The sequence below is a fragment of the Nocardia australiensis genome (genome assembly GCF_020733705.1).
Lineage (GTDB): Bacteria > Actinomycetota > Actinomycetes > Mycobacteriales > Mycobacteriaceae > Nocardia > Nocardia australiensis.
Genome location: NZ_JAJFZM010000016.1, coordinates 1 through 20,538 on the forward strand (window position 1 = coordinate 1; position 20,538 = coordinate 20,538).

At 65.0% G+C, this 20,538-nt stretch carries 18 protein-coding genes and 1 tRNA gene; 7 read left to right on the forward strand and 12 right to left on the reverse strand.

Going from position 1 to position 20,538, the window contains the following annotated elements; translation table 11 throughout:
* Positions 1-112: 112 nt before the first annotated feature.
* From LKE06_RS27330 to LKE06_RS27340, 3 genes are read right to left on the reverse strand one after another with little or no spacing between them, the layout of a single operon-like run.
* Complete coding sequence (locus tag LKE06_RS27330; RefSeq protein ID WP_228002187.1) at positions 113-853, reverse strand: BRO family protein; 741 nt, start codon at positions 851-853, stop codon at positions 113-115.
* Entirely contained in the window at positions 850-1,089 is a 240-nt protein-coding gene (locus LKE06_RS27335; RefSeq protein ID WP_228002188.1) for a hypothetical protein, read from the reverse strand. Before LKE06_RS27335 ends, LKE06_RS27330 begins: the two co-directional genes overlap by 4 nt.
* Entirely contained in the window at positions 1,086-1,337 is a 252-nt protein-coding gene (locus LKE06_RS27340) for a helix-turn-helix domain-containing protein (RefSeq protein WP_228002189.1), read from the reverse strand. Before LKE06_RS27340 ends, LKE06_RS27335 begins: the two co-directional genes overlap by 4 nt.
* Before the next feature lie 275 nt (positions 1,338-1,612).
* Between LKE06_RS27340 and LKE06_RS27345 the strand changes: the two genes are divergently transcribed.
* Positions 1,613-2,092: a hypothetical protein gene (locus LKE06_RS27345; protein ID WP_228002190.1), complete on the forward strand. Its 480-nt coding sequence runs from the start codon at positions 1,613-1,615 to the stop codon at positions 2,090-2,092.
* A gap of 599 nt (positions 2,093-2,691) precedes the next feature.
* Here the strand turns inward: LKE06_RS27345 and LKE06_RS27350 are convergent.
* Complete coding sequence (locus LKE06_RS27350) at positions 2,692-4,005, reverse strand: tyrosine-type recombinase/integrase (protein ID WP_228002191.1); 1,314 nt, start codon at positions 4,003-4,005, stop codon at positions 2,692-2,694.
* A gap of 292 nt (positions 4,006-4,297) precedes the next feature.
* Between LKE06_RS27350 and LKE06_RS27355 the strand changes: the two genes are divergently transcribed.
* The 3 genes from LKE06_RS27355 (at position 4,298) to LKE06_RS27365 (ending at position 9,073) form a co-directional block, all read left to right on the forward strand.
* Positions 4,298-4,371 (forward strand) — tRNA-Pro (locus LKE06_RS27355).
* A gap of 401 nt (positions 4,372-4,772) precedes the next feature.
* Positions 4,773-8,246: an indolepyruvate ferredoxin oxidoreductase family protein gene (locus LKE06_RS27360; RefSeq protein WP_228002225.1), complete on the forward strand. Its 3,474-nt coding sequence runs from the start codon at positions 4,773-4,775 to the stop codon at positions 8,244-8,246.
* 419 nt (positions 8,247-8,665) lie between these two features.
* Positions 8,666-9,073: a DUF1801 domain-containing protein gene (locus tag LKE06_RS27365; RefSeq protein WP_228002226.1), complete on the forward strand. Its 408-nt coding sequence runs from the start codon at positions 8,666-8,668 to the stop codon at positions 9,071-9,073.
* Between the two features lie 112 nt (positions 9,074-9,185).
* Here the strand turns inward: LKE06_RS27365 and LKE06_RS27370 are convergent, their stop codons facing one another.
* Complete coding sequence (locus LKE06_RS27370; protein ID WP_228002227.1) at positions 9,186-9,599, reverse strand: hypothetical protein; 414 nt, start codon at positions 9,597-9,599, stop codon at positions 9,186-9,188.
* Between the two features lie 320 nt (positions 9,600-9,919).
* On the opposite strand from LKE06_RS27370, the gene LKE06_RS27375 reads away from it, so the two are divergent.
* The 3 genes from LKE06_RS27375 to LKE06_RS27385 all read left to right on the forward strand — a co-directional run bounded on the left by LKE06_RS27375 (position 9,920) and on the right by LKE06_RS27385 (position 12,806).
* Positions 9,920-12,085 carry an acyltransferase family protein gene (locus tag LKE06_RS27375; protein WP_228002228.1) on the forward strand — a complete coding sequence of 722 codons (2,166 nt, stop codon included), beginning with the start codon at positions 9,920-9,922 and terminating at the stop codon, positions 12,083-12,085.
* 110 nt (positions 12,086-12,195) lie between these two features.
* Positions 12,196-12,609 (forward strand): hypothetical protein, encoded by a 414-nt coding sequence (locus LKE06_RS27380; RefSeq protein ID WP_228002229.1) that lies wholly within the window; start codon positions 12,196-12,198, stop codon positions 12,607-12,609.
* Positions 12,606-12,806: a DUF6186 family protein gene (locus tag LKE06_RS27385; protein ID WP_228002230.1), complete on the forward strand. Its 201-nt coding sequence runs from the start codon at positions 12,606-12,608 to the stop codon at positions 12,804-12,806. The genes LKE06_RS27380 and LKE06_RS27385 overlap by 4 nt, the downstream gene beginning before the upstream one ends.
* Before the next feature lie 97 nt (positions 12,807-12,903).
* Here LKE06_RS27385 and LKE06_RS27390 read toward each other — a convergent pair whose 3' ends face one another.
* The 7 genes from LKE06_RS27390 to LKE06_RS27415 form a co-directional block, all read right to left on the reverse strand.
* Positions 12,904-13,917 carry a hypothetical protein gene (locus LKE06_RS27390; RefSeq protein WP_228002231.1) on the reverse strand — a complete coding sequence of 338 codons (1,014 nt, stop codon included), beginning with the start codon at positions 13,915-13,917 and terminating at the stop codon, positions 12,904-12,906.
* A complete protein-coding gene (locus LKE06_RS27395; protein ID WP_228002232.1) occupies positions 13,914-15,248 on the reverse strand; it encodes a Dyp-type peroxidase in 1,335 nt (444 codons plus the stop codon). The genes LKE06_RS27390 and LKE06_RS27395 overlap by 4 nt, the downstream gene beginning before the upstream one ends.
* A gap of 12 nt (positions 15,249-15,260) precedes the next feature.
* Complete coding sequence (locus tag LKE06_RS27400) at positions 15,261-15,821, reverse strand: hypothetical protein (RefSeq protein WP_228002233.1); 561 nt, start codon at positions 15,819-15,821, stop codon at positions 15,261-15,263.
* 164 nt (positions 15,822-15,985) lie between these two features.
* Positions 15,986-17,221 (reverse strand): serine hydrolase domain-containing protein, encoded by a 1,236-nt coding sequence (locus tag LKE06_RS27405; protein WP_228002234.1) that lies wholly within the window; start codon positions 17,219-17,221, stop codon positions 15,986-15,988.
* Between the two features lie 173 nt (positions 17,222-17,394).
* Complete coding sequence (locus LKE06_RS32985; RefSeq protein ID WP_308188447.1) at positions 17,395-17,529, reverse strand: hypothetical protein; 135 nt, start codon at positions 17,527-17,529, stop codon at positions 17,395-17,397.
* Between the two features lie 7 nt (positions 17,530-17,536).
* Positions 17,537-17,689 (reverse strand): hypothetical protein, encoded by a 153-nt coding sequence (locus LKE06_RS32990; RefSeq protein WP_308188449.1) that lies wholly within the window; start codon positions 17,687-17,689, stop codon positions 17,537-17,539.
* A 121-nt stretch (positions 17,690-17,810) separates the two neighbouring features.
* The gene (locus tag LKE06_RS27415; RefSeq protein ID WP_228002235.1) at positions 17,811-20,279 is read right to left on the reverse strand and encodes a phosphoketolase family protein; all 2,469 of its coding nucleotides are present in this window, start codon (positions 20,277-20,279) and stop codon (positions 17,811-17,813) included.
* Positions 20,280-20,538 lie beyond the last annotated feature (259 nt).

A 20,538-nucleotide genomic window follows, 5' to 3' on the forward strand; every position in this document is an offset into this window, starting at 1 on the left:
CCGTTTTACGGACGGACATTTGGAGGCATCCCCGGCGGCGTCACGTGACACGGTCACCGCCGGGGATGCGGCCTCACCACCAGGACGGGACACCAGTGGCGAGGAAGTCATGTCAGCCGCCCAGGTCGGACAGCAAGCGCTGCAAACCCTTCGGCGTCACGCGCGGCTGCGGTGGGTCCAGGACCAACTCACCGGACTTCGGGTGGTAGTGAGACTGGGGAATCACGGACATGAACCCGTGGTCGATCGCGTATTGCAGCACCCGCCAACGGCCATCACCGGCGCGGGAAATCCATTGCCGCCGTGCAAGATCAGCAAAGAGCCGCCCTTGTCCGGTCTTCACTCCTGCTCGGGTGAGGGTCTGCGCAGCATCGCGCACGCTCAGATCTCCGTCGGCGTCGAGCAACCGCGAGGCGACCTCCGCCTTTGGCTCTAGTTCGGCGATCCGCTGATCCTTCGCGGCCAGCATCGTCCTCGCTTCGAGAACCGCGAGGGCCAGCAGCTCCTCACCCTTCGGCGCAACCTGGCCGTAGCCGCCCGTCTTGCGGATCGCCGGAAGAACCTCAGCGGTGATCCATCGGCGAACCGCCACGGCCTCCGGCTTGTCCGACCGGATAACGACCTCGTACATGTTCGACTCGTTGACGACAGTCACGTTCGGGTTGCCGCGATTACCATCCGCCAGGCGGAGGGTATTGACGCCGCTCGGGTCGAGCCGCGACGCGACGTTGCTCGGGTTCGCGATTTCCAGCAGCTTGCAGAGGTCCGCGAGAACAAACCAGGGCTCGCCATCGATGACGACGGTGCGGACGCTCACACCCTCGTAGGTGAACGGCATCAGGTCGGTGCTCATACCGTCCCCCACGCGGGCAGGGACTTGATGTATCGATCGAGGCTCGCGCGCTCGTAGAGGTTCTTCGTGCCCTCTTTCCGGCCGGTGATCTTTTCCTCGCGAAGCAGCGTCTCCAGGCGCCATTTCGACAGCCCCGTATACGCTTTCGCACCTTCGAGGTCGAGGGTGACCGGTCGGAGGTCTACGGTTGCGTTCTCCGCTGTCTGGTGGCCTTGATGGGACCGGTCCATTTTCATGACGCCCCTTTGTGGTCTTCGTCTCCAGAATTACTGGACTCGTCGGGCAAAAAAAGATCCTCGACGCCCACCCGCAATCGATGAGCGATCCGCAGGGCGGCATCAGTTCCAACCGAGGAGACTTGCCCGCGAACCAGACGGCCTACGTAGCTGTGAGCGTTATAGCCCGCTGCGGCAGCAAGCTCGCGCTGGCTAACTTCCTGGATGACCATCAGCCGCCGGAGCTTCTTGCGGTCCTTCAGGATCATCGGCACCTCCTGCTTTGGGTGACCCTGTCCACGACGAAGCTACTCTTCTGTGGTCGCGGTGTCCAGTATTTATGGTCAAATAAATGTAGGGCAGTGTCCGCCTAGCAACACAACGCCCTGCATGGGATCGCAATAATGCGTTCGGACCTGCATACTTCCCTGGACGCCCGTAACATGGTTATGGTGTCCAACTGGACACGTCGACCACAATCGAGACGTGTCCTGGATTGTGTTGATGTCCCGATGATGGGGTCTCAGCCTCGGAGGAGGACAGGATGGCCGCACGCTACGAGACGCACCTGGGTGCGCTGATCGAGCAGCAGAAGGGGCTGAACAATATATCCGACGCGCAGGTGGTGGAGCGCGCGAAACAGCGTGGTCAGAAGCTGGGCAAATCCAACATCGGCCGCATCGCGGGCGGAGGCAACCCCGCGATCAGCCGCAGCGCCATCTTCGGGCTCGCTGCCGGCCTGGGTGTCACGCCGGCCACGGTCGCCCGGGCGGCCCTGGCCGATATGGGCATCATCCTCACGGAGCCCGAGGCCGATAGCGAAACCGCCATCCGCACCGACCCCACTCTGTCCGAGCAGGGCCGCCGGATGCTTCTTGCGGTGCTCCATGAGGTGAGGTCCAACGGTGACGTGCCCTACCTGTCGGACGGCCGATTGGACCCGCAGTACGCCTCCGGTACGCGGACCGGTGATGAGCATCTCGCCGGGCTGCTGGAGCGCGACGATCTCACCTCGGACGGATAGCCACTCGGACGTCGAGCAGCCACCCGATCCGGGGATGGAATCGCCACCCGCGGAGGGCGTCTCGGCCGTGTAGCCACACCGCCTCAGAGGCGGCGTCGAACGCCAGGGATTGCTCGGAGCTCAGCCCTCGGCGGGGCACCTTCCGAACCTCCCCGCCATTGAGGATGACCGTCCCAATGACGGCCCAACCACCCTCTGCCGCAATCGTTCCGGACGGTTTCGCCTCTACAATCCCCACTATGGCGGTCGTCATCCTCGCTGGACGGTGGATGCGCCCAGGCGGACTGGGACAACCTAGGGGACTCTGCGCGGATCTGACCTCGATCAAGCGACGATCAGGCAAACCCACTCTGCGGCCCGAATCCCTGCTGTGTAGGTCCGTCATGGCAAGCCGTCCCGATGTCGCACTACCTGGGGCTCGCGAGTTTTGGTCATGCGTAAACCTCCGCAACCCGACGCGGCCCCGACTCCGATCGGTTGAAATGTGTAATAGGTAGAAGCCTGATCATAGCTATCGTCCGGCCAGCAGACGAGAGATTCAGATTGCAATCCTGCTGTGACAAGTCATGAAAGTCTCAGCAGGTCATGCAGATTGCGGATCACGGGCGCTGACTCGTCGGCACAATCTTCTCCGGCAGCAACATCCCCGCCAGAGCGCCCATACCAGTTCGCAACTTGCCGAGATCGGCATGGAGATACAGCCGGTTCGCCGCCGCCGTCGAGTGCCCGAGGATCTGCATCCGCGTCACCTCATCCACAGGCAGGAGAGTGTTCGCGGTATGCCGTGTTCCGTGCCCTCTGATCTGCGGCACCTCAGCGCGCGCCTGCGCGTCGTTCCACGCCGCGGTGTCATCCTTCGCCTGGATCGGCCGAAACTGCTCCGACACCCACAGCAGTCCATAGTGGTTCGGAACCTGGTTCTGCACATAGATCTTCAGCAACACCGCCAGCTCGGCGGGCATGGGGATAATCCTCGGCTTGTCCGTCTTCGGTTTCACCAGTGCCGCGGCCTTATACAGCGGGGTGATCTCGTACGTCGGAGGAGCATCGAACCTTCCAGGGGCATCGGAGTTCTTCATCCCTGGCAGCAGCGGCAGCCACTGTAGCTGCCAGGAGACATCGATGGTCAGCTCATCGAAGTCAATCCGCTCACTGGTGAGCCCGAGTAGTTCGCCCTGCCGTAGCCCGGTCAGGTAGCGGGTGGCCCACAGCGTCACATATGGGTCGCCCCATTCCAGCGCGGCCTCCAGCACTGCGCGCGCCTGTTCGGCCGTGTGGTGCTCGCCTGTCGCGCTGATTGCCTTAGGGCGTTTAACGAGTGCCGCGACGTTCTCCCGCACCAGCGGTGGGCGCTGACGCTTGGCGTCCTCGAGCGCCAAATGTATTCGGTCGTAGGCGACCTGCGTTGTGCGGGTCGACCACTTCGGCACCTTCGCCAACTCCACTGTGCCGTCAGGTCGTTCGACCTTCCCCTCCTTGGTCTGCCCATCGATCCAGTCGATCATGTAGCGGATGTGGTCAGGGGTGAGAGTCTTGACGTCGGCTCCGCCGATGGACGGGGTGATCTGCTGGTTGATCGTGGACAGCACCGTCTTGTAATAGCGCGGCGCCCACTCCGGCTTTTTGATCTCCGCCCACTTCAGCATCCACTCGGTGACCGAAACCTTCTTCTTCGGCGACGGCAGGATCCCCTTGCGGAGGTTCTCTTTGACCTCCTCCAGCATCTCCGTGACGGTGTTGCGATCCATGCTGTAAACCGGCGGGGTGCGTCGGCGCTTACCGTCGGGGCCGGGCGGGAGTGAGACGTACCCGCAATACAGGCCGTTCGCGCGCCGATAGATCGAGCCCTGCCCGTACTGGCGTTTGCGTTTCTTGCCGGGGGTCTTGAAGGTCTGCTTCTTAGGGGTTGTCATTGCGGGGGCCCTCGAACGTCTATCGTGGACTGCGTGGTTGCTGGCGCTTGGAATCGTGGGGGAGTAGTCGTCACCGATTTGCGATTCCAGGTGTAGCCAATTAGTGTAGCCAATGGTACGGTCCTGCACAGGTTCTTACCAACGGCCAAAAGGCCACTAGCAGGGAAAACTAGATGAATCCCCATGTGAAATGGGGTGGAGCGTCAGCCTTCCAAGCTGATGGTGCGGGTTCGATTCCCGTCACCCGCTCTCTTCCCCCATCGGGGAGCGTCGGCCTTCTCGGCCGTCGGATCGGGGTGTAGCGCAGCTTGGTAGCGCATCCGCTTTGGGAGCGGAGGGTCGCAGGTTCAAATCCTGTCACCCCGACAAAGATCCGGCCAGTCGCCTCGATTGGCTACTGTAGCCAAACCTGTAGCCAACACACTCTCTCGCATCGGTACCCCAATGGGAGCGCGACTGCGAGCGCGTCGGACGCCTCCCGGTCACCGACCGCAGTCCCGAAGTTTTCGCCGGACGCACGATCGTCGCGAGCCGCCCGAGGGTGGTGCGTCATCGGACGTGCGGTTCGACTCGTCCTTCGTGACCCGCGTCATATATTCCCTCACATCTTGCATGGTCTGTGCACGTTTCTTGCCCCCGAAATTGAGCATTCTGCTCATTTTTTGTGAGCGATGTTGTTCAATTCGCGCTCCAGATGCAAGATATTGGCGTCAAGTGCTCAACGAGTCGAGGTGCCACATCGGCGCCGAGCGGACGGGTGGACTTCCATGACCGAACTTGCCGACCGCGACCTGGTCCCGGCACCGTACGACCTCGCCGACCGATACCGCGTCGGGGCGGCAACCGTCGTCCTGACCGGTGTCCAAGCGATCGCGCGGCAGCTGGTGGAACAGCATGTGCGCGACCTGCGCGCGGGCAGGCGGGTCGCGACGTTCGTCTCCGGGTATCAGGGCAGCCCGCTCGGTGGTGTCGACAAGATGCTGAACGGGATGCCGGATGTCCGTGCTGAACACGACATTTCCTTCGTGCCGGGGTTGAACGAGGAACTCGCCGCTACCTCGGTGTGGGGGAGTCAGGCCGACCTGCCCGCGGGCAGCGCGACACACGACGGTGTGGTCGGTGTTTGGTACGGCAAGGGTCCCGGCCTCGACCGGGCGACCGACGCACTGCGGCACGCGAATATGTACGGCGTCAATCCGCGCGGCGGCATGCTGCTGTTGGTCGGGGACGATCCGGCATCGAAGTCGTCGACGGTACCCGCGGTCAGCGAACGCTCGCTGGCCGCGTTGAACATTCCGGTGTTATTCCCGCGCAACGCCCGCGAGATCGTCACCATGGGTCTGCACGCAGTGGCGTTGTCACGCGCGTCGGGTTGTGCGGTGGCGCTGAAGATTGTGGCAGACGTGGCCGATGGCGCATGGACGGTCGACGGCCAGGTGGGTGATATTCCCATTACCGTGCCCGAGATCGCCTGGGAAGGGCGTCCGTTCATCTACCGGCAGCGGCCGATGGCCGCGCCGACGGACAGTGTCATCGCCGAAGCGGACCTCTACGGGCCGCGCTGGGAGATCGTCAAGGCATACAGTGCCATCAACGAACTGGATGTCATCGAGGTCGACCCACCCCGCGCCACTGTCGGGATCGCGGCAACCGGAACCACTTTCGACGCGGTGCGTCAGGCACTGCTCGACCTCGGCGCCGATGACGAGGCACTGATGCGTGCCGGCGTCCGGCTGCTGCGCATCGGCATGCCGTATCCCATTGCCCCCGAGCGTGTCCGGCGGTTCGCCGACGGGCTCGCGCACATTGTGGTCGTCGAGGACAAAACCGCCTTCATCGAGACCCAGATTCGCGAGATTCTCTACGGCACACCGGACGCGCCGCAGATTCTCGGCAAGCGGGACGCCGCGGGCCGGGTGCTGTTCGCGCAGGACGGCGAGCTCACCACCGGCCGCATCGCGGGGCCGCTGCGGCGGGTCCTCGATGGTCATCTCGAGATGAAACGCCCGCTACCGCAGCCGCTGTCGCTGTCAGTGCTGCCCGCCAAACGCGCGGCATACTTCTGTAGCGGTTGCCCGCACAACCGGTCCACCGCGGTTCCGGAAGGCTCGCTGGCAGGCGGCGGTATCGGCTGCCACACCCTGGTGACGATGTCGGGTCGCGAAGACAGCGCGGTCACCGGGTTGACGCAGATGGGTGGTGAAGGCGCGCAATGGATCGGGCAGGCGCCCTTCACAGATGTGGGGCACCTGTTCCAAAACATCGGCGACGGAACGTTTTTCCACTCCGGTCAGCTCGCCGTGCAGGCGTGTGTCGCCGCGGGGGTGAATATCACCTACAAACTCCTGTACAACGACGTCGTCGCGATGACCGGCGCGCAGGACGCCGAAGGCGCGCTCGCGGTGCCGATGCTGACGCAAAAGTTACGCACCGAGGGTGTCGCGCAGATCATCGTCTGCGCGGACGAACCGGGGAAATATCGCAAGCGCGACCTCGCGGCGGGCACCCTGCTGTGGCACCGCGACCGGCTCGACGAGGCACAGCGCGCGCTGCGTGAGATTCCCGGAGTCACCGTACTCATCTACGATCAGCACTGCGCCGCAGACGCGCGTCGTCGGCGCAAGCGCGGCACGCTGCCGGTACGGCGGACGCGGGTTGTCATCAACGAGGCGGTCTGTGAGGGATGCGGTGACTGCGGTGTAAAGAGCAACTGTCTGTCGGTGCAGCCCGTCGACACCGAGTTCGGGCGCAAGACCCGGATCGATCAGACCTCATGCAATACCGACTACAGCTGCCTGGACGGCGACTGCCCCTCCTTCGTTACGGTAGAACTCCCGGATCCGGCGAAAGCGAGGAAGCGCAAGGCCATCCGGCATCCCGAGCCGCCGGTGCTGCCCGACGTGCCCGGCGCGGCGCCGACCGTGACCCAGAATGTTTTCCTCGCGGGTATCGGCGGCACCGGCATCGTCACTGTCAACCAAGTGCTGGCGACCGCCGCACTGCGTGCGGGTTACGAGGTGGCGAGCCTGGATCAGATCGGTCTGAGTCAAAAGGCCGGACCGGTGGTCTCGCATTTGCGGTTCGCGCCGGGCGAGTTGGAGCCCGCCAACCGCCTGACCCCGGGGTCGGCCGACTGCATCGTGGCCTTCGACCTGCTTGCGGCCACCGACAACAAGAACCTGGCCTACGGCTCGAACGCGGCCACTCTTTCGGTCGCCTCGACGAGCAAAACCCCGACCGGCGACATGGTCTACGACAAGTCCGTCGCCTATCCCGAGACGAGCCTGCTGCTGTCGCGGCTGCAGCGGGTATCGCGCTCGTTGCGTTCGTTCGACGCCCTTGCCGCTGCCGAGGTGCTGTTCGGCAATACCTCGGCCGCCAATTTTCTGCTGGTCGGTGCGGCATACCAGATCGGTGGCCTGCGTCTGCCCGCCGCGTCGATCGAGGAGGCGATCGAGATCAACGGTGTCGCCGTGCAGGCGAATATCGCCGCCTTCCGCTGGGGTCGCGTCGCGGTCGCCCGTCCCGACGAGTTCGCCGCCGCGACCGTTCCGGATCGGGCGGCACGCGCCGAGACCGCAGTTCCAGCCGACCTTTTCGATGCCCTGACCGCCACAGGGGAGACCAAGCGTCGGGTGGAGTTGCGTGCGGTCGAACTGATCGGTTTTCAGGGTGTGCGGGTCGCGCGCGAGTACGTGCGGACTATGCAGTTCATCTGGGAGGCGCAGCAGCGGGTAACCGATCGCACCGAGTTCAGCGAGCAAGTGGCACAGGGGCTCTACAAGTTCACCGCCTACAAGGACGAATACGAGGTTGCCCGCCGCCTCACCGACCCGTCTTTCCTCGAGGACCTGAAGACCGGGCTACCCGATGGCGCGAACCTCACCTACCGCCTGCACCCACCGATCCTGCGCGCCATGGGCCGTAAGAAGAAGATCGGCATCGGCCCGCGCGGGCACCTCGCGCTGCGGGTGTTAGCGAAGGGAAAGCGCCTGCGCGGCACCAAGTTCGATCCATTCGGTTACGCCCGTGTGCGCAAGGTGGAGCGCGTCCTGCTCGCGCACTACACCGAAATGGTGACCAACCTCGCCGCCGATCTCGACAGCGCCGGCTACGACCGCGCGGTCGCGGCGGCGGTGCTCGCCGACGTGGTGCGGGGATACGAGGACATCAAGCTCGCCAACGTCGAGCGCTACCGCGAGCGAGTGGCCGAGCTGGGTATCGAACCGCCGAATGTGTAATGCGAGCAGGCCCTCGACACGGCCGTGCCCGACCTGCGAATACCGGCGTGTCCGCATGATCATGTCCGGAAGCATCGACGTTCTGGCGGCGGCACCGGCGTGGCCGATCGGCGAGTCGTAGACCTGGCCGATCTGCTGGGAGTAAGCGGTGCGATAGCCGTCGATGTGCTGGTTGCCGCCGATGGTCGGTGAATTCGGCCGAATCGGGCGTGCGGTCGGTCCCGGGGTGCCACTGAAACTGCCCCATCCGAACCAGGTGTGGCAGATGTAGACCAGGCGTCGGCGAGGGGAGTTTCGCACGATGAGGTCCGCATCGGGAGGAATCGCCGCGGCCGTCGGCTGCCAAGCGATCGATCACCCCGGCCGCGGATTCGGTCGAACACCACCACCGCGGCCGGCGACTGTGCTTGGATCGGCACATGTCCTTTGAGGCCGACCCGCGTGTCGATGCCTACATCGACCCGCTTCCGCAATGGCAGCGGGCGATCTGCCGGGAGGTCCGCGAATTGGTGCACGCGGCCGATCCGGAGGTCGTCGAGACCATCAAGCGCACCGTGCAGCCGTACTTCGTGCTGGAGGGCAATATCTGCGCCCTGCTCGCGGCGAAAACCCATGTCAATGTGTTCGTCTACGACGGCGCCATCGTGCCCGACCCTGATGGCATCATCACTGCGGGCCACGACAACAAAACCGCCCGCACCGTTGCGGTTCGCGAGGGTGAAACCCTCAACGCCCCAGCCCTGCTGACCATGTTCCGCCAGATCATCGCCAACAATCGGGCCGGTGGCTGGCGCAAATTGAAGCGCGCGGGCGAATCGGGTCATTGAGCCATTCGGGGTAACCGGCGTGTCATTCGGTCAGGCGATTCGGCGGTGTTCGGTGTGGAGCAGGACCAGTGCGGCGGTGGCCGATCCCGCAGATATCAACGCAACGAGGCGGCTACCTTTTGCGGGTGAGTTCCAGCGTGGCGCTGGTGACGAGAGTGCCATCACGATAGAGCTGGACCTTATAGGTGCCGGGATCGGAAGCACTATTGAAAGTGAGCTTCTCGGACAGTTGGCCGGTGGGGGCCGATGTGACGTTGCGTGGCGAGAACTTTCTGTCAGCCTCTCGGAGTTCGTACTGACTGTTGGGGTCTAGTCCGGACGCTTCGGCGTAAACATCGATCGGAATGGTCGATGCGGAAGGCTCGAGCCTCAATATCACCGGTGGCGACGGCGCTGGCGCATCGGTGTTCACGTAGCGCTCCACGCCGATGCCGATAAGGGCCAACACAGTAGTCAACAACCCCAGCAACCCAGTAGTCCGCCAGAAGTGGCGCGAAGGCTGTTCGCCCGCGTGATCGGTTGTCATGTCCCCTCCCGAACCTGTGATGCAAGCCGCGAATCGGTTCCATCGCTGGGCCGGTTGCGCTCGATCTCGTTGGCTGCCAGCTTAATTCGGGTCCAGTCGATCGGGGCCGTAATCGGGGTGAAATGATGATCAGCGGCCACCATCGCTCAGCGATCTCGGCTACGAGGGCGAACCCGACATCGCCACCACCGCGGAGTAACTCGGAGGCCCGCGGACACCCGATCCGATCACGCCGGGCAGCCTGAAAGACCGAGGCCAGCACTCCTGCCAAGCGGCGAGTTGTCGCGACACAGCCGACAAGATCGGTAACAATGCTGCCCATGACGGCCACGGTCGACAGCGGATTGCGAAATTGGCGCGCAGGTCAGGGGCACAACGCGTCGCCGCGGGAGGGATTTCGCCCCGACATCGAGGGATTGCGAGCGGTCGCGGTATTGGCCGTCGTGCTTTTCCACGCGGGCGTGCCGGGGATTGAGGGCGGATTCGTCGGTGTGGACGTCTTCTTTGTCATTTCCGGCTTTCTCATCACCGGAATCCTCTGCCGCGAAGTGGCGGCCACCGGCACTATCGGACTGGCCAGGTTCTACGGCGCCCGCGCCCGTCGGCTGCTTCCCGCAGCGGGGATCGTGCTGGTCGCCACCGCGATCGCCACGGCCGTGCTACTGCCGCCGCTACAGGCCCGCCAAGTCCTCGGCGACGGGCTCGCCAGTGCGCTGTATGCCGGAAACTATCGGCTTGCGCTGCACGGCACCGACTACCTTGCCGCCGACCTGCCCCCGTCGCCGTTTCAGCACTTCTGGTCGCTCGGCGTGGAGGAGCAGTTCTATCTGGTGTGGCCTGCGCTCATGATCGCGACGGCCTGGTTCGTGCGGCGGCGCCGAACGAGTTCGGCGCCGCTACTCCCATACCTTCTCGTCCTCGCGGGCGTCGCCGCGCTCTCATTCGCGATCTCGCTGACCTGGACTGGCATGCTGCCGTCGTGGGCGTTCTTCTCGCTGCCCGCACGGGCTTGGGAACTGGCTGTTGGCGGGATGGTGGCGCTCTCGACCGTCATGTGGTCCAGGTTGCCGAAATCGGTGGCCGCCGCCGCTGGTTGGGTCGGGTTGGCCTTGATCGGTGCGGCCTGCGCTCATCTGAACGAAAAGGCACCGTATCCCGGCACTGCGGCACTGGTGCCCGTCCTGGGCGCGGCCCTCGTTATCGTATCCGACTGCGCCAAACCACGATTCGGTGTCGGTCGCGTTTTGGCTGTCCCGGGGATGCGAGCGATCGGCAAGCTTTCCTACTCCTGGTATCTATGGCACTGGCCGGTGCTGGTGCTGGCACCGCAGGTGCTCGACCACCCGCTCGGGCTGCTCGGATCACTGGGTGCGGTCGCCATGGCCGGCGGACTCGCCATGCTCACCCACTGGTTGGTCGAGAATCCGGTTCGTTTCGCCCCCCGATTGCGGAGTTCGGCCACGCTCAGCCTCGCTTGGGGCGGTGCGAGCAGCGCAGTCGCCATCGGTGTGGCGCTGGTACTGCTCATGCTCGTGCCCACCCCGGTCGGTCGTGGCATGGCAGCGCCGGCCTTCACGCTCACCGCACCCGCCGCACCGGCTGGCCCCACCACCGACCCGCGCGACGAGGCTATCGGGCAGTTGGTGGCACAAACCCGATCCGTGGTTGCTGGATCGGCGGAAATCCATGCTGTGCCTTCGAATCTCACCCCTTCACTCGCCGACGCGCCCGGCGACAAGGCCGAGGTGTTCGTCAACGGCTGCGTGCGGTCCTGGCATGATGCGGGCCAGGCCGAATGCGCCTCCGGTGATACGGACTCGGCCACAACGGTGGCCTTGGTCGGCGATTCACATGCCGCGATGTGGACTCCAGCGTTCGAGCTGATCGCAGCACCACGGCACTGGCGGCTGGAAACCATGGCCAAGGTCACCTGTCCACTGCTGGACCTGCCTATCGTCAGCCCCTATCTCGGCCGGGAGTACACCGAATGCGAGCAGTGGCGCGGCCAGGTTATGGCCAGGCTGCAGGTCGAACGCCCGCGGCTGATCGTGGTGAGCATGTCCCGGCGCTATGGTGGCGACTTCGGCTTCGTCTCCTATGACCGGGCATGGGTCGACGGCCTGAACCACCTGGTTACCCAGCTGCGAGCGATCGGCTCGGCCGTCCTGGTTCTCGGGGCGATCCCCGATCCACACGCCATCGTGCCGGCGTGCCTGTCCGAACATATCGACGATGCCTCGGCATGCACTCCCGCACGGCCGGTCGCTGTCAACGACGCGGGTATCGCGGCCGAGCAGGCGGCGGCCACATCCGGCGGCGGGCAGTACGCCGACCTGACCTCCCTGTTCTGTACGACAGCCCGCTGCCCCCTCATCGTCGGCGACAAGCTGGTGTACCGCGATGACAATCACCTCACGGTCAGCTACGCCGAGACTCTCGCACCGGTCATCGGCGCGCTCGCCGACCGCGCGCTCGCCCCCGGCTGAGGTCCCCGACGCCGGGGGCGAGCGCGCCATCGCGCAGTTCGAGAGCTACTCGGCCCGCCGTGCGGCCGCACCTATCCGAATCCGGTCGCCCGTGGACTTATTCTGCCAATGTGACGAGAGAACCGGCGCGCTCGGAACCACGATTCCGGCGGCTCGTGCCGCCGCTGGCCATCGGTGCCGTGCTGGCGGCAGGTGGGGCCAGCACCCGACCGTTCAGCTGGTCGGCAACTGCGCTGGTGGTGGCGGCGGTGGTGGTGGCTTCGGTGCTGGCCTGCCGTGCGAGGCCCGAGCGGACTCCGGGCACAGCCCGACTGCGGCGCGGCGTGGCCGTCTGGTCGACGCTGGTGGTCGCGGGGTCGGTGTGGGAAGTGTATGCACTTGCGCGGCAACCGGATTGGATCCGACCGAGCTACGAGCACCCGACGTTGTCGGTGCTGCTGGATCCGGCACTCGAGCGATGGCCGCTGCGGTTCGTCGGGTGGCTGGCGTGGCTGGGTTTCGGCTGGTGGTTGGTGTCGAGATGAGCGATCGGGAGATCGTCATCGTCGGGTTCGTGCTGCTGCTTGTGGCCACGCTCGGCACGGTTGCGGCCACGCATGTCCGCCGGGATCTGGTCGCGCCCGTGGGTGAGACAGTCGCGTACCTCACCCGTACTCGGGCGGCGAGAATTGCCGCTGTGCTTGTGTGGGGATGGTTCGGCTGGCACTTTCTCGCCCGGTAGTGCCCACCGCAACCGTCCGTTGTTTTCGCCGGGGATGCTGGGTGGAGTGCGCCCGACCAATGGTGTTGCCGCCACGGGTGCCGCCGAAGAATTCGGGTCATTTCATGGTGGCGAGGTTGTGCCAGAGGTTTCTGAGGCTGTCGGTGCCGCCGAAGAGTGTGGTGAAGTTGGTGGAGTCGATGAGCACGATGTCCCCGGCACGCCGGCCGGTGGGCGGCATCCAGATCAGCGCATTGAACTCGGTGTTGCCGGCCGTGGTGAAGGGATGGGGTCGCGTGGGGTCGATGCGTTGGCGCCCCAGGACGCGCAGGGAGTCGCTTTCCGGCGCAGTGAGCTCGTAGTGCGGCAGATGTGGGTGGAAGTTGAATGTGGTGACGTTGTCCAGCAGTCGGGGTGTGTCCAGATCGCGGAACCCGGTCAGGGGTGCGATCTCAGCGGTGCCGTCGACGACCGCGGGCCGCAGTCCCCATTTGTTGTGCACCGGCACCTCGAGCGCTTTCATCAGCGAGCGCGTGTACTGGCCGAATCGTTGTTGGCGGGGCACCAGCCGGTCGCCGTGATGCTCGTATTCGATTTGTCGTTGCGTGTTGTCGTCGGTGAAGCCGACATCGTGGTGCGGCGCTAAAAGCAGGCAGGTGCCTTCGCGTTGCAGCCACTCCTGGATTGCGGCGCTCTCTTCGGGTGCGGACTCCTGTTCGGAGAGGATGTGATCGAGCCCGAACACCATCAGCGTGTCGGTGTCGGCCAGGATCCGCTCGTCGATCGGCAATGTGCAGCCTGCTTGGTCGATGCGCTGGAACACCGCGACGGGATGGCCGGTCGCCGCACCGGCCAGCTGCTGAAACGCGAGTGTCGAGCGATGGAACAGCTCCAGTGTGCCGGCGATACCTTGCAGGAAGTGCGCTGCGTCGTACTCGGGAGTCTCGTAACTTGGCCACGCCACGTTGCGGACTTCGGTCATCGTGGAGAAGCGGTTGTACATTTCGGCGGGATCGCGTTGTGCCTCCCACGGGTAGCTCCACGTCCAGTAAATGCTGATCCGCCGCCGCCCGTCGTGCTTGCGTGGGATGTGGTTCTGGTTGTAGGTGCGTGCCGGCGGCAGGGGGCTCATGACGTCACCTCTCGATTGTCGAGCGTGGCCAGGTATCGCAGGGCGCTGATGCCCGGGAGGAAGAAGTACGCGCCACCCTTCAGCGTGGTGAACGCCGGTAGCCCCGCGAGCACTGTGCGGATGGGCCGCTTGGGGATTGTGAAATCCATGCTGCCGTCCTGGGTGCCGCAGATGGGGTCGCGTTCGTTGCCGAGTTCGTGGAATGTTTTGTCGTTGATCCAGACGTTTTGGGCGAACTCGAACTGGCGGACCAGGCTGGCGCAGATGATGAACGCGGCAATGCCCCGGTCCACCCCGTCGTCGGGGGCATCTTCGGGTAGCTTCGGCCCGTAGGTGGCGCCGCGGCGAATCATTCTGCGGCGGTTCATGTTTGCTGCGGTGTCGCGTGGGTTGAGTCGCCGCACGTGCGAGCCAAGCGGTACTGCGTAGCCGTGCGGGTCCATCTCTTTGTAGTTGAAGTCGTTGTTCCGCATGGGATCCGCAGCCAGTTGGGGATCATCACGGTCAGGGGCCAGCACCAGAGGGGCTCCGCTTCGCCAGCGGCCCATCAGCTTCGCAGCGAGTAGCTCCTGCGCCTGCGGGGTGTCGGCGTGCTCGCGCAGATAGTTCCGGAATGCACCGACGTGTTCTTGCAGCCGTCGGTAGGCGATGTAGCTGCCGTTGCGGGACAACACCTCTGGTTGCGGTAGCCCGCGGGGTGGCCCCTCCTCGTCGGGGTAGCCCAGGATGAATTCACCAGGTTTCAGCGGTGCACCCGAGCCCGGCGTCGGTTCTTCACCGGACCCGTCGATCACCGGCTGGGACAACCGGTCTCGGAACCCGAAATGGTCATGGGCGTAGGCGAATGGCGGCGTCGCGTTCAAATCGAGGAACGACAAGACGCGCACACCCCGGCAGCTGGCCACCAGCTTGTGGTGCTCGGCAGTACACCGTCGATGTTCGGCATCGGTGCGGGCGAACAAGATCGCGATGGCGTGCAGGTCATCACCGGCCAGCCCGCCCACCCAGTGATCCGGGTGGTTGGCGCCGGTGTCGCTCAGGATGTCAGCACGGGCGGCCATGCCCTCACGGAACTCGTCGGGGAAGGTGGCGAGCGCTTCTTCGGACACCCCGAGCGCCCGCAGCCCGCGCCACGTGAAGGCCAGCGTAATCCAGCGCTCGGAACTTTCCAGCGTGGTACGCGCGTCCGCAACCGACTGAACCCGATCCAGCAGCGCGGTCAACCAGGCCCGCCCCCCGGCGGGATCGTCGAAGGACAGGAATTCGTAGCGACCGGTCATCGCCGGCGTGCGAGTCAGCAGGATGTGCTGAATATCGTCGAGTTCGAGCATCGGCTCAGCCGATCACTGCATCTGATCGAGCATATGGGAAAACGCTGCCTCTAGCCGCAGCGCCTTTTTGATCTTGTCGGCGGTGACATAGGGGTACTCACCGTACTCGAGGAAGCTCGGAAAATGGTGTTCTCGCACGAATGCGACAAACGCCTCCGGGTTCTCCTTCCAGTCCTCGGGAAAACCTTCGAGGTTGGTGAAGACGGTGGTGATACCGGTCTGGGAGAAGAGCATCACGGCATCCTCGGTGTACTTGTCGAAATCGGTGTCGAAGATGCCCTGATACTGAAAATGCAGTCCCGATCCGACGTCGAACAATATCCACCGCAAATAATGCAGTCGCAGCGGCGCCAGCACATCCGGACTACTCGCTACCGCCGCTGCGATCTGCTTGCCGTACGCACGAATGGCCTCTTCGCGACCTGGTTTCACCTTTGCGATGATCGAGAACCCGTAGCAGGCCGGTGTCCGTGGATAGGTCGGACCGTATCTGCCCCGCACCAGCTCGAAATAGCCCTCCTTGGGGATGGTCATCGCCGCTGGTTTGCTCCAGTCGTGACTGGTTGCCGGCATGTCGCACCTACCTCACAACAGCAGGAAGTCGAACATCAAAACCCATCCTGCGTGCCTGCCGCCATAGCACGGAAGTTCCACATGCCACCGATAGTCAGGACCAAAGTCACCAGGAACCAGAGTGAAGCTGTTGCCGCGAGCCGGTTTGTGCTCGGCCAGTGTGGCTAGCTGGCGGCCTGTTGGTCGGCGAGTTCGGTCACGGCTTCGGCGCTCGAGGTGCGGGCGGCGCGTTCGGACATGGCGGCGAGGAAGGGGAGCCGGGCGTCGCCGAGTGACATGGCGTAGTTGCCGAGGTGATTGGTGACGAAGCCGACCGATAGGCCGAGGTGTGGGAACGCGATGCCGCCCGAGCCGCCGATACCGAAGTGGCCCAGGGCATTCCGGGTCATTCTGGTGCCGACAACGGCGCGATGGTATCCGAGGGCGAACTGCGGTCCGGCGCCGAGGACGTAGTCGTAGCGGCTGTTCGCGGGCATCTGGGCGATGAGCCCGGTGGTCTCGGGGCGCAGCAGGCGGCGGTTGCCGACCATACCGTCGTTAGCGATCGCGCCGTACATCCTGGCCAGCGAGCGGGCGGTGAAAACGCCATTCCAGCCGGGCATCATGGTGTCGTAGGGGCGCATGCCGAGGGTCATATCGGCCCAGCCGTCGTAGATGGCGCTGCGTGCGGATCTCACCAGTTTCACCGCCGCGAACGGCGCGATGAGGGTGTCGAACGGCACGTTGGCGACGCCGAGGCGCGGCGAAAGGCGAGCCAGACGATGGCGCTGATGCTCGGGCACGCCGAACCAGAAATCATTGTCGCCGAGCGGTTCCGCGAGCTCGCCGCGCACGACATCGAGGAAGATGCGACCGGTGGCGCGCTGCGTGATTTCCGCGACGAGCGTGCCGAAGGTCAGGCCGTGGTAGCCCGACGCCCGCATCCGCATCGGGTCGGGTGCCGAGGCGGCGATGGCGGCCGCGAGCGCGTCGTGGTCGAGCAGATCGTCCGGATGGGGAAGCAGGTCGCGGGTGCGCTGCAGCCCGGCGCGATGGTTGAGCACCTCGCGAAGGGTGATTTCCGCCTTGCCGTTTGCCGCAAATTCCGGCCAGTAGGTCGCCACCGGCGCGTTCAGTTCGAGGATGCCGCGCTCGATCAGCCGGTGCACGGCGGTAGCGACGACGCCTTTACCCGTCGAGTAGGACAGCGCCATGGAATCCGCGTGCCAGCGTCGATCGCGGTCCGCCCAGCCCGCCCAGATATCGAGGACCGGCTCACCGTGCAGATAGACCGCCAGCCCGCCGCCGCCTTGCGCCTTGCGCCGGAACATCGAGAAGAACTTCGCCGCGACCGCGGTGAAACGGTCGTCGATCAGCATTTTTCTGGGCGCGGCGACTCCATCGGTGCTCGCAGCGGTCATGGTCAGACTCCTTTGTCTGCTCAGTGCGCGGGCCATATCGAACATCGGCCGGATAGAACGCACAGCAACCTGGCGCTTAACAGTTGCAAGCACCTTGCTAACAGTAACTGTAACGGTTCCAGTCTGGCTGGGCAATGATCCGCCCACTGATCCCGGTGCGAGCAGCGCCATCACTACAACCTCGGATCCACCGGTTCTAATTCCAGCACCAGCACCGCGAATACCGCCTCACGAACCCGCCGCAGCCGCTCACCCGCGACGATTCGGTCCAGCGATTCCATGCCGAGCGCGAATTCCCGTAGGGGCATCGAGCGCTTACGTCCAAGACCTTAGGTCCGCAACCTGTGCAGATTGCTCTCGCGCAGCTAATTCCGGGCCGTAGATGATCCGCAGATACTCGGGACCTCGGCATTTCGCTCCCGGCTGGACGAGTCGACCGAGCGTGGCGGCGTCGGTTGAAGGTGCCATCGACGCGGTGTTCCGCGTCGACCCTGGGCAGTGAGCCCCACGCCACACAACATCCCGGCGGCCACGTCGATGCGCGCCGAACCTTGTCGACGATGGCAGCCGGCAGGAAATTTCGCCGCAGTCAGAGGCTGAGGGCGGGCCAGGTCCAGTCGGCGACGGCGGGGATGTCCGCACCGTGTTCGCGGGTCCAGGCGCGGGCCCGCCAGCGCGCGTCGACCATTTCTTGACGCAGTCCAGCGGCATTTTCCCGCAGCGTCGATACCCGGTCGATTACGTCCATGACCAGGTGGAACCGATCGAGGTCGTTGAGCATCACCATGTCGAACGGTGTTGTCGTCGTGCCCTTTTCCCGATAGCCGCGGACATGGAGTTCGCCGTGGTTGGTGCGTCGATACGTGAGTCGATGCACCAGCCACGGGTAGCCGTGGAAAGCGAAGATCACTGGCCGGTCGCGGGTGAAGAGGGTGTCGAATTCGCTATCGGACAGGCCGTGTGGATGCTCGTCGGCGGGTTGCAGCCGCATCAGATCCACCACATTCACCACGCGGATCCGCAGCTCGGGCAGGTGGTGGCGCAGAATGGCCGCCGCGGCGAGGGTTTCCAGGGTCGGCACGTCGCCCGCGCACGCGAGGACAACGTCGGGGGTGGTGCCAGGATCGTCGCGCTGTCCCGCCCACTCCCAGATCCCCGCGCCGCGCGCGCAGTGCACCGCGGCGTCGGGGACCGAAAGCCAGTCCGCCTGCGGCTGTTTGCCTGCGACCACCACATTGACGTAATGCCGTGAACGCAGGCAATGGTCGAAGGTCGACAGCAGCGTGTTCGCATCCGGCGGCAGATACACCCGCACGATCGAGGCTTTCTTGTTCAGCACCACGTCGAGGAAGCCGGGGTCCTGGTGGGTGAACCCATTGTGGTCCTGTCGCCAGACATGCGATGACAGCAGGTAATTCAGGCTCGCGATCGGTCGCCGCCATGGCACCGCCGCGCTGGCGTCCAGCCACTTGGCATGCTGGTTGAACATGGCATCGACAATGTGAACGAACGCCTCGTAGCAGGTGAAGACGCCGTGGCGGCCGGTGAGTAGATAGCCCTCGAGCAGTCCCTGACACATGTGCTCGGACAGCACCTCGATCACCCGGCCGGTGCGGTCGAGGCCGACATCGAATTCGCCGATCTCGGCCTGCCAGTCGCGCCCGGTGACCTCCAGGATGTCCTGGAGTCGATTGCTGGCCAGCTCGTCGGGTGCGAAGGTGAGGAAGTTGTCGGCATTGCGCGCGGTGACATCGCGCAGCCAGCCGCCGAGTACCCGGGTCGCCTCGTGCTGTGCCGCGCCGGGAGCCGCGACATCGACGCCGTATTCGCGCCAGTCGGGCAGTTCGAGATCCCGAATGAGCATGCCGCCGTTGGTAATCGGATTCGCGCTCATTCGCCGGTCGCGGTTGGGAACCAGCGCGTCGAGGGCGGATACAGGTCGGCCGGCCTCGTCGAACAGCTTGTCCGGACGATACGACAGCAGCCACTGTTCGAGCACGGCGCGATGCCGGTCATCGGTGCGGGCCGCGGGCAACGGCACCTGATGCGCGCGGAAGGTGCCCTCGACTTGATCGCCGTCCACCACCGGCGGGCAGGTCCAGCCTTTCGGTGTACGCAGCACGATCATCGGCCAGATCGGGCGCGGCCCGTCGGAGCCCGCGCGCGCGGTCCGCTGGATCTGCGCGATGCGTTCCAGGCACGCGTCCATGGCGACCGCCATGGACTGATGAACCTCGGCCGGATCGCTGCCCGACACGACGACCGGTTCGTATCCGTAGCCGCGCAACAGCGACGCCAGCTCACGCTCCGGAATCCGCGCCAGGATGGTCGGATTGGCGATCTTGTACTCGTTCAACGCGAGAATCGGCAGCACCGCGCCGTCTCGCCCGGGATGGAGAAACTTGTTCGCGTGCCAACTGGTGGCCAGCGGGCCGGTCTCCGCCTCGCCATCCCCGACCACGCAGAACACCGTGAGGTCGGGATTGTCCAGTGCCGCCCCGAAAGCATGCAGCAGGGAGTAACCGAGCTCGCCCCCCTCGTGGAAGGAGCCCGGCGTTTCCGGTGCGCAGTGGCTGGGGACCCCGCCCGGGAAAGAGAACTGGGCGAACAGCGCGCCCATCCCCTCGCCGTCTCGTGGAATGTGACTGTAGAGCTCGGAGTAGGTGCCCTCCAGCCACGCGCACGCGTTCGGCCCCGGCCCACCGTGGCCTGGTCCCGCGACGAATACCGCATTCAGATCGCGCTGCCGGATCGCCCGATTGGCATGCGCCCACACCAGATTCAGACCCGGCACGGTGCCGAAATGTCCGAGCAGTCGTGGCTTGATGTGCTCGGCGCGCAGCGGTTCCCGTAGCAGCGGATTGCTCATCAGATAGATCTGGCCGACGGCGAGATAATTCGCGGCCCGCCACCACGCGTCGATCGACGCCAGTTCGTCACGTTCGAGCGGCCCCGACACCTCCGCGAGCCGATACGGACGCGGCGCGATAGTCGCACCGCCGGCACTGTCGACATTGTCGGCGGCGGTATCGCCCGCGCCTGGGTCCGTTTGTGTCATGTGTCGACTCCTCACCCTCGGTCATCGACAGCGCGCGGCTCGAGCCACCGCTGTCGCCGGGACCTGCATGGTTGCCGACGTCGATCGACAACGTCGGATGGAGAATCGCCAGCAAGCCTACCCACGGCTACCGATTTCCGGGGGGCCGCGCGTGCGGACGATGCCGCCGGTAGGTGCCGTACCCGCGACCAGCCGTCGTCCCTACCCGGCGTTCGGCGTGACAGTGATTCATACCGATCCGGCGCAGGGTGGGTGGGCC

Bases quoted from the DNA above. Each gene is read 5' to 3' on its own strand.
- LKE06_RS27330 (WP_228002187.1), bottom strand. From the start codon at position 853: ATGAGCACCGACCTGATGCCGTTCACCTACGAGGGTGTGAGCGTCCGC.
- LKE06_RS27335 (WP_228002188.1), bottom strand. From the start codon at position 1,089: ATGAAAATGGACCGGTCCCATCAAGGCCACCAGACAGCGGAGAACGCA.
- LKE06_RS27340 (WP_228002189.1), bottom strand. From the start codon at position 1,337: ATGATCCTGAAGGACCGCAAGAAGCTCCGGCGGCTGATGGTCATCCAG.
- LKE06_RS27345 (WP_228002190.1), top strand. From the start codon at position 1,613: ATGGCCGCACGCTACGAGACGCACCTGGGTGCGCTGATCGAGCAGCAG.
- LKE06_RS27350 (WP_228002191.1), bottom strand. From the start codon at position 4,005: ATGACAACCCCTAAGAAGCAGACCTTCAAGACCCCCGGCAAGAAACGC.
- LKE06_RS27360 (WP_228002225.1), top strand. From the start codon at position 4,773: ATGACCGAACTTGCCGACCGCGACCTGGTCCCGGCACCGTACGACCTC.
- LKE06_RS27365 (WP_228002226.1), top strand. From the start codon at position 8,666: ATGTCCTTTGAGGCCGACCCGCGTGTCGATGCCTACATCGACCCGCTT.
- LKE06_RS27370 (WP_228002227.1), bottom strand. From the start codon at position 9,599: ATGACAACCGATCACGCGGGCGAACAGCCTTCGCGCCACTTCTGGCGG.
- LKE06_RS27375 (WP_228002228.1), top strand. From the start codon at position 9,920: ATGACGGCCACGGTCGACAGCGGATTGCGAAATTGGCGCGCAGGTCAG.
- LKE06_RS27385 (WP_228002230.1), top strand. From the start codon at position 12,606: ATGAGCGATCGGGAGATCGTCATCGTCGGGTTCGTGCTGCTGCTTGTG.
- LKE06_RS27390 (WP_228002231.1), bottom strand. From the start codon at position 13,917: ATGAGCCCCCTGCCGCCGGCACGCACCTACAACCAGAACCACATCCCA.
- LKE06_RS27395 (WP_228002232.1), bottom strand. From the start codon at position 15,248: ATGCTCGAACTCGACGATATTCAGCACATCCTGCTGACTCGCACGCCG.
- LKE06_RS27400 (WP_228002233.1), bottom strand. From the start codon at position 15,821: ATGCCGGCAACCAGTCACGACTGGAGCAAACCAGCGGCGATGACCATC.
- LKE06_RS27405 (WP_228002234.1), bottom strand. From the start codon at position 17,221: ATGACCGCTGCGAGCACCGATGGAGTCGCCGCGCCCAGAAAAATGCTG.
- LKE06_RS32985 (WP_308188447.1), bottom strand. From the start codon at position 17,529: ATGCCCCTACGGGAATTCGCGCTCGGCATGGAATCGCTGGACCGAATC.
- LKE06_RS32990 (WP_308188449.1), bottom strand. From the start codon at position 17,689: ATGGCACCTTCAACCGACGCCGCCACGCTCGGTCGACTCGTCCAGCCG.
- LKE06_RS27415 (WP_228002235.1), bottom strand. From the start codon at position 20,279: ATGACACAAACGGACCCAGGCGCGGGCGATACCGCCGCCGACAATGTC.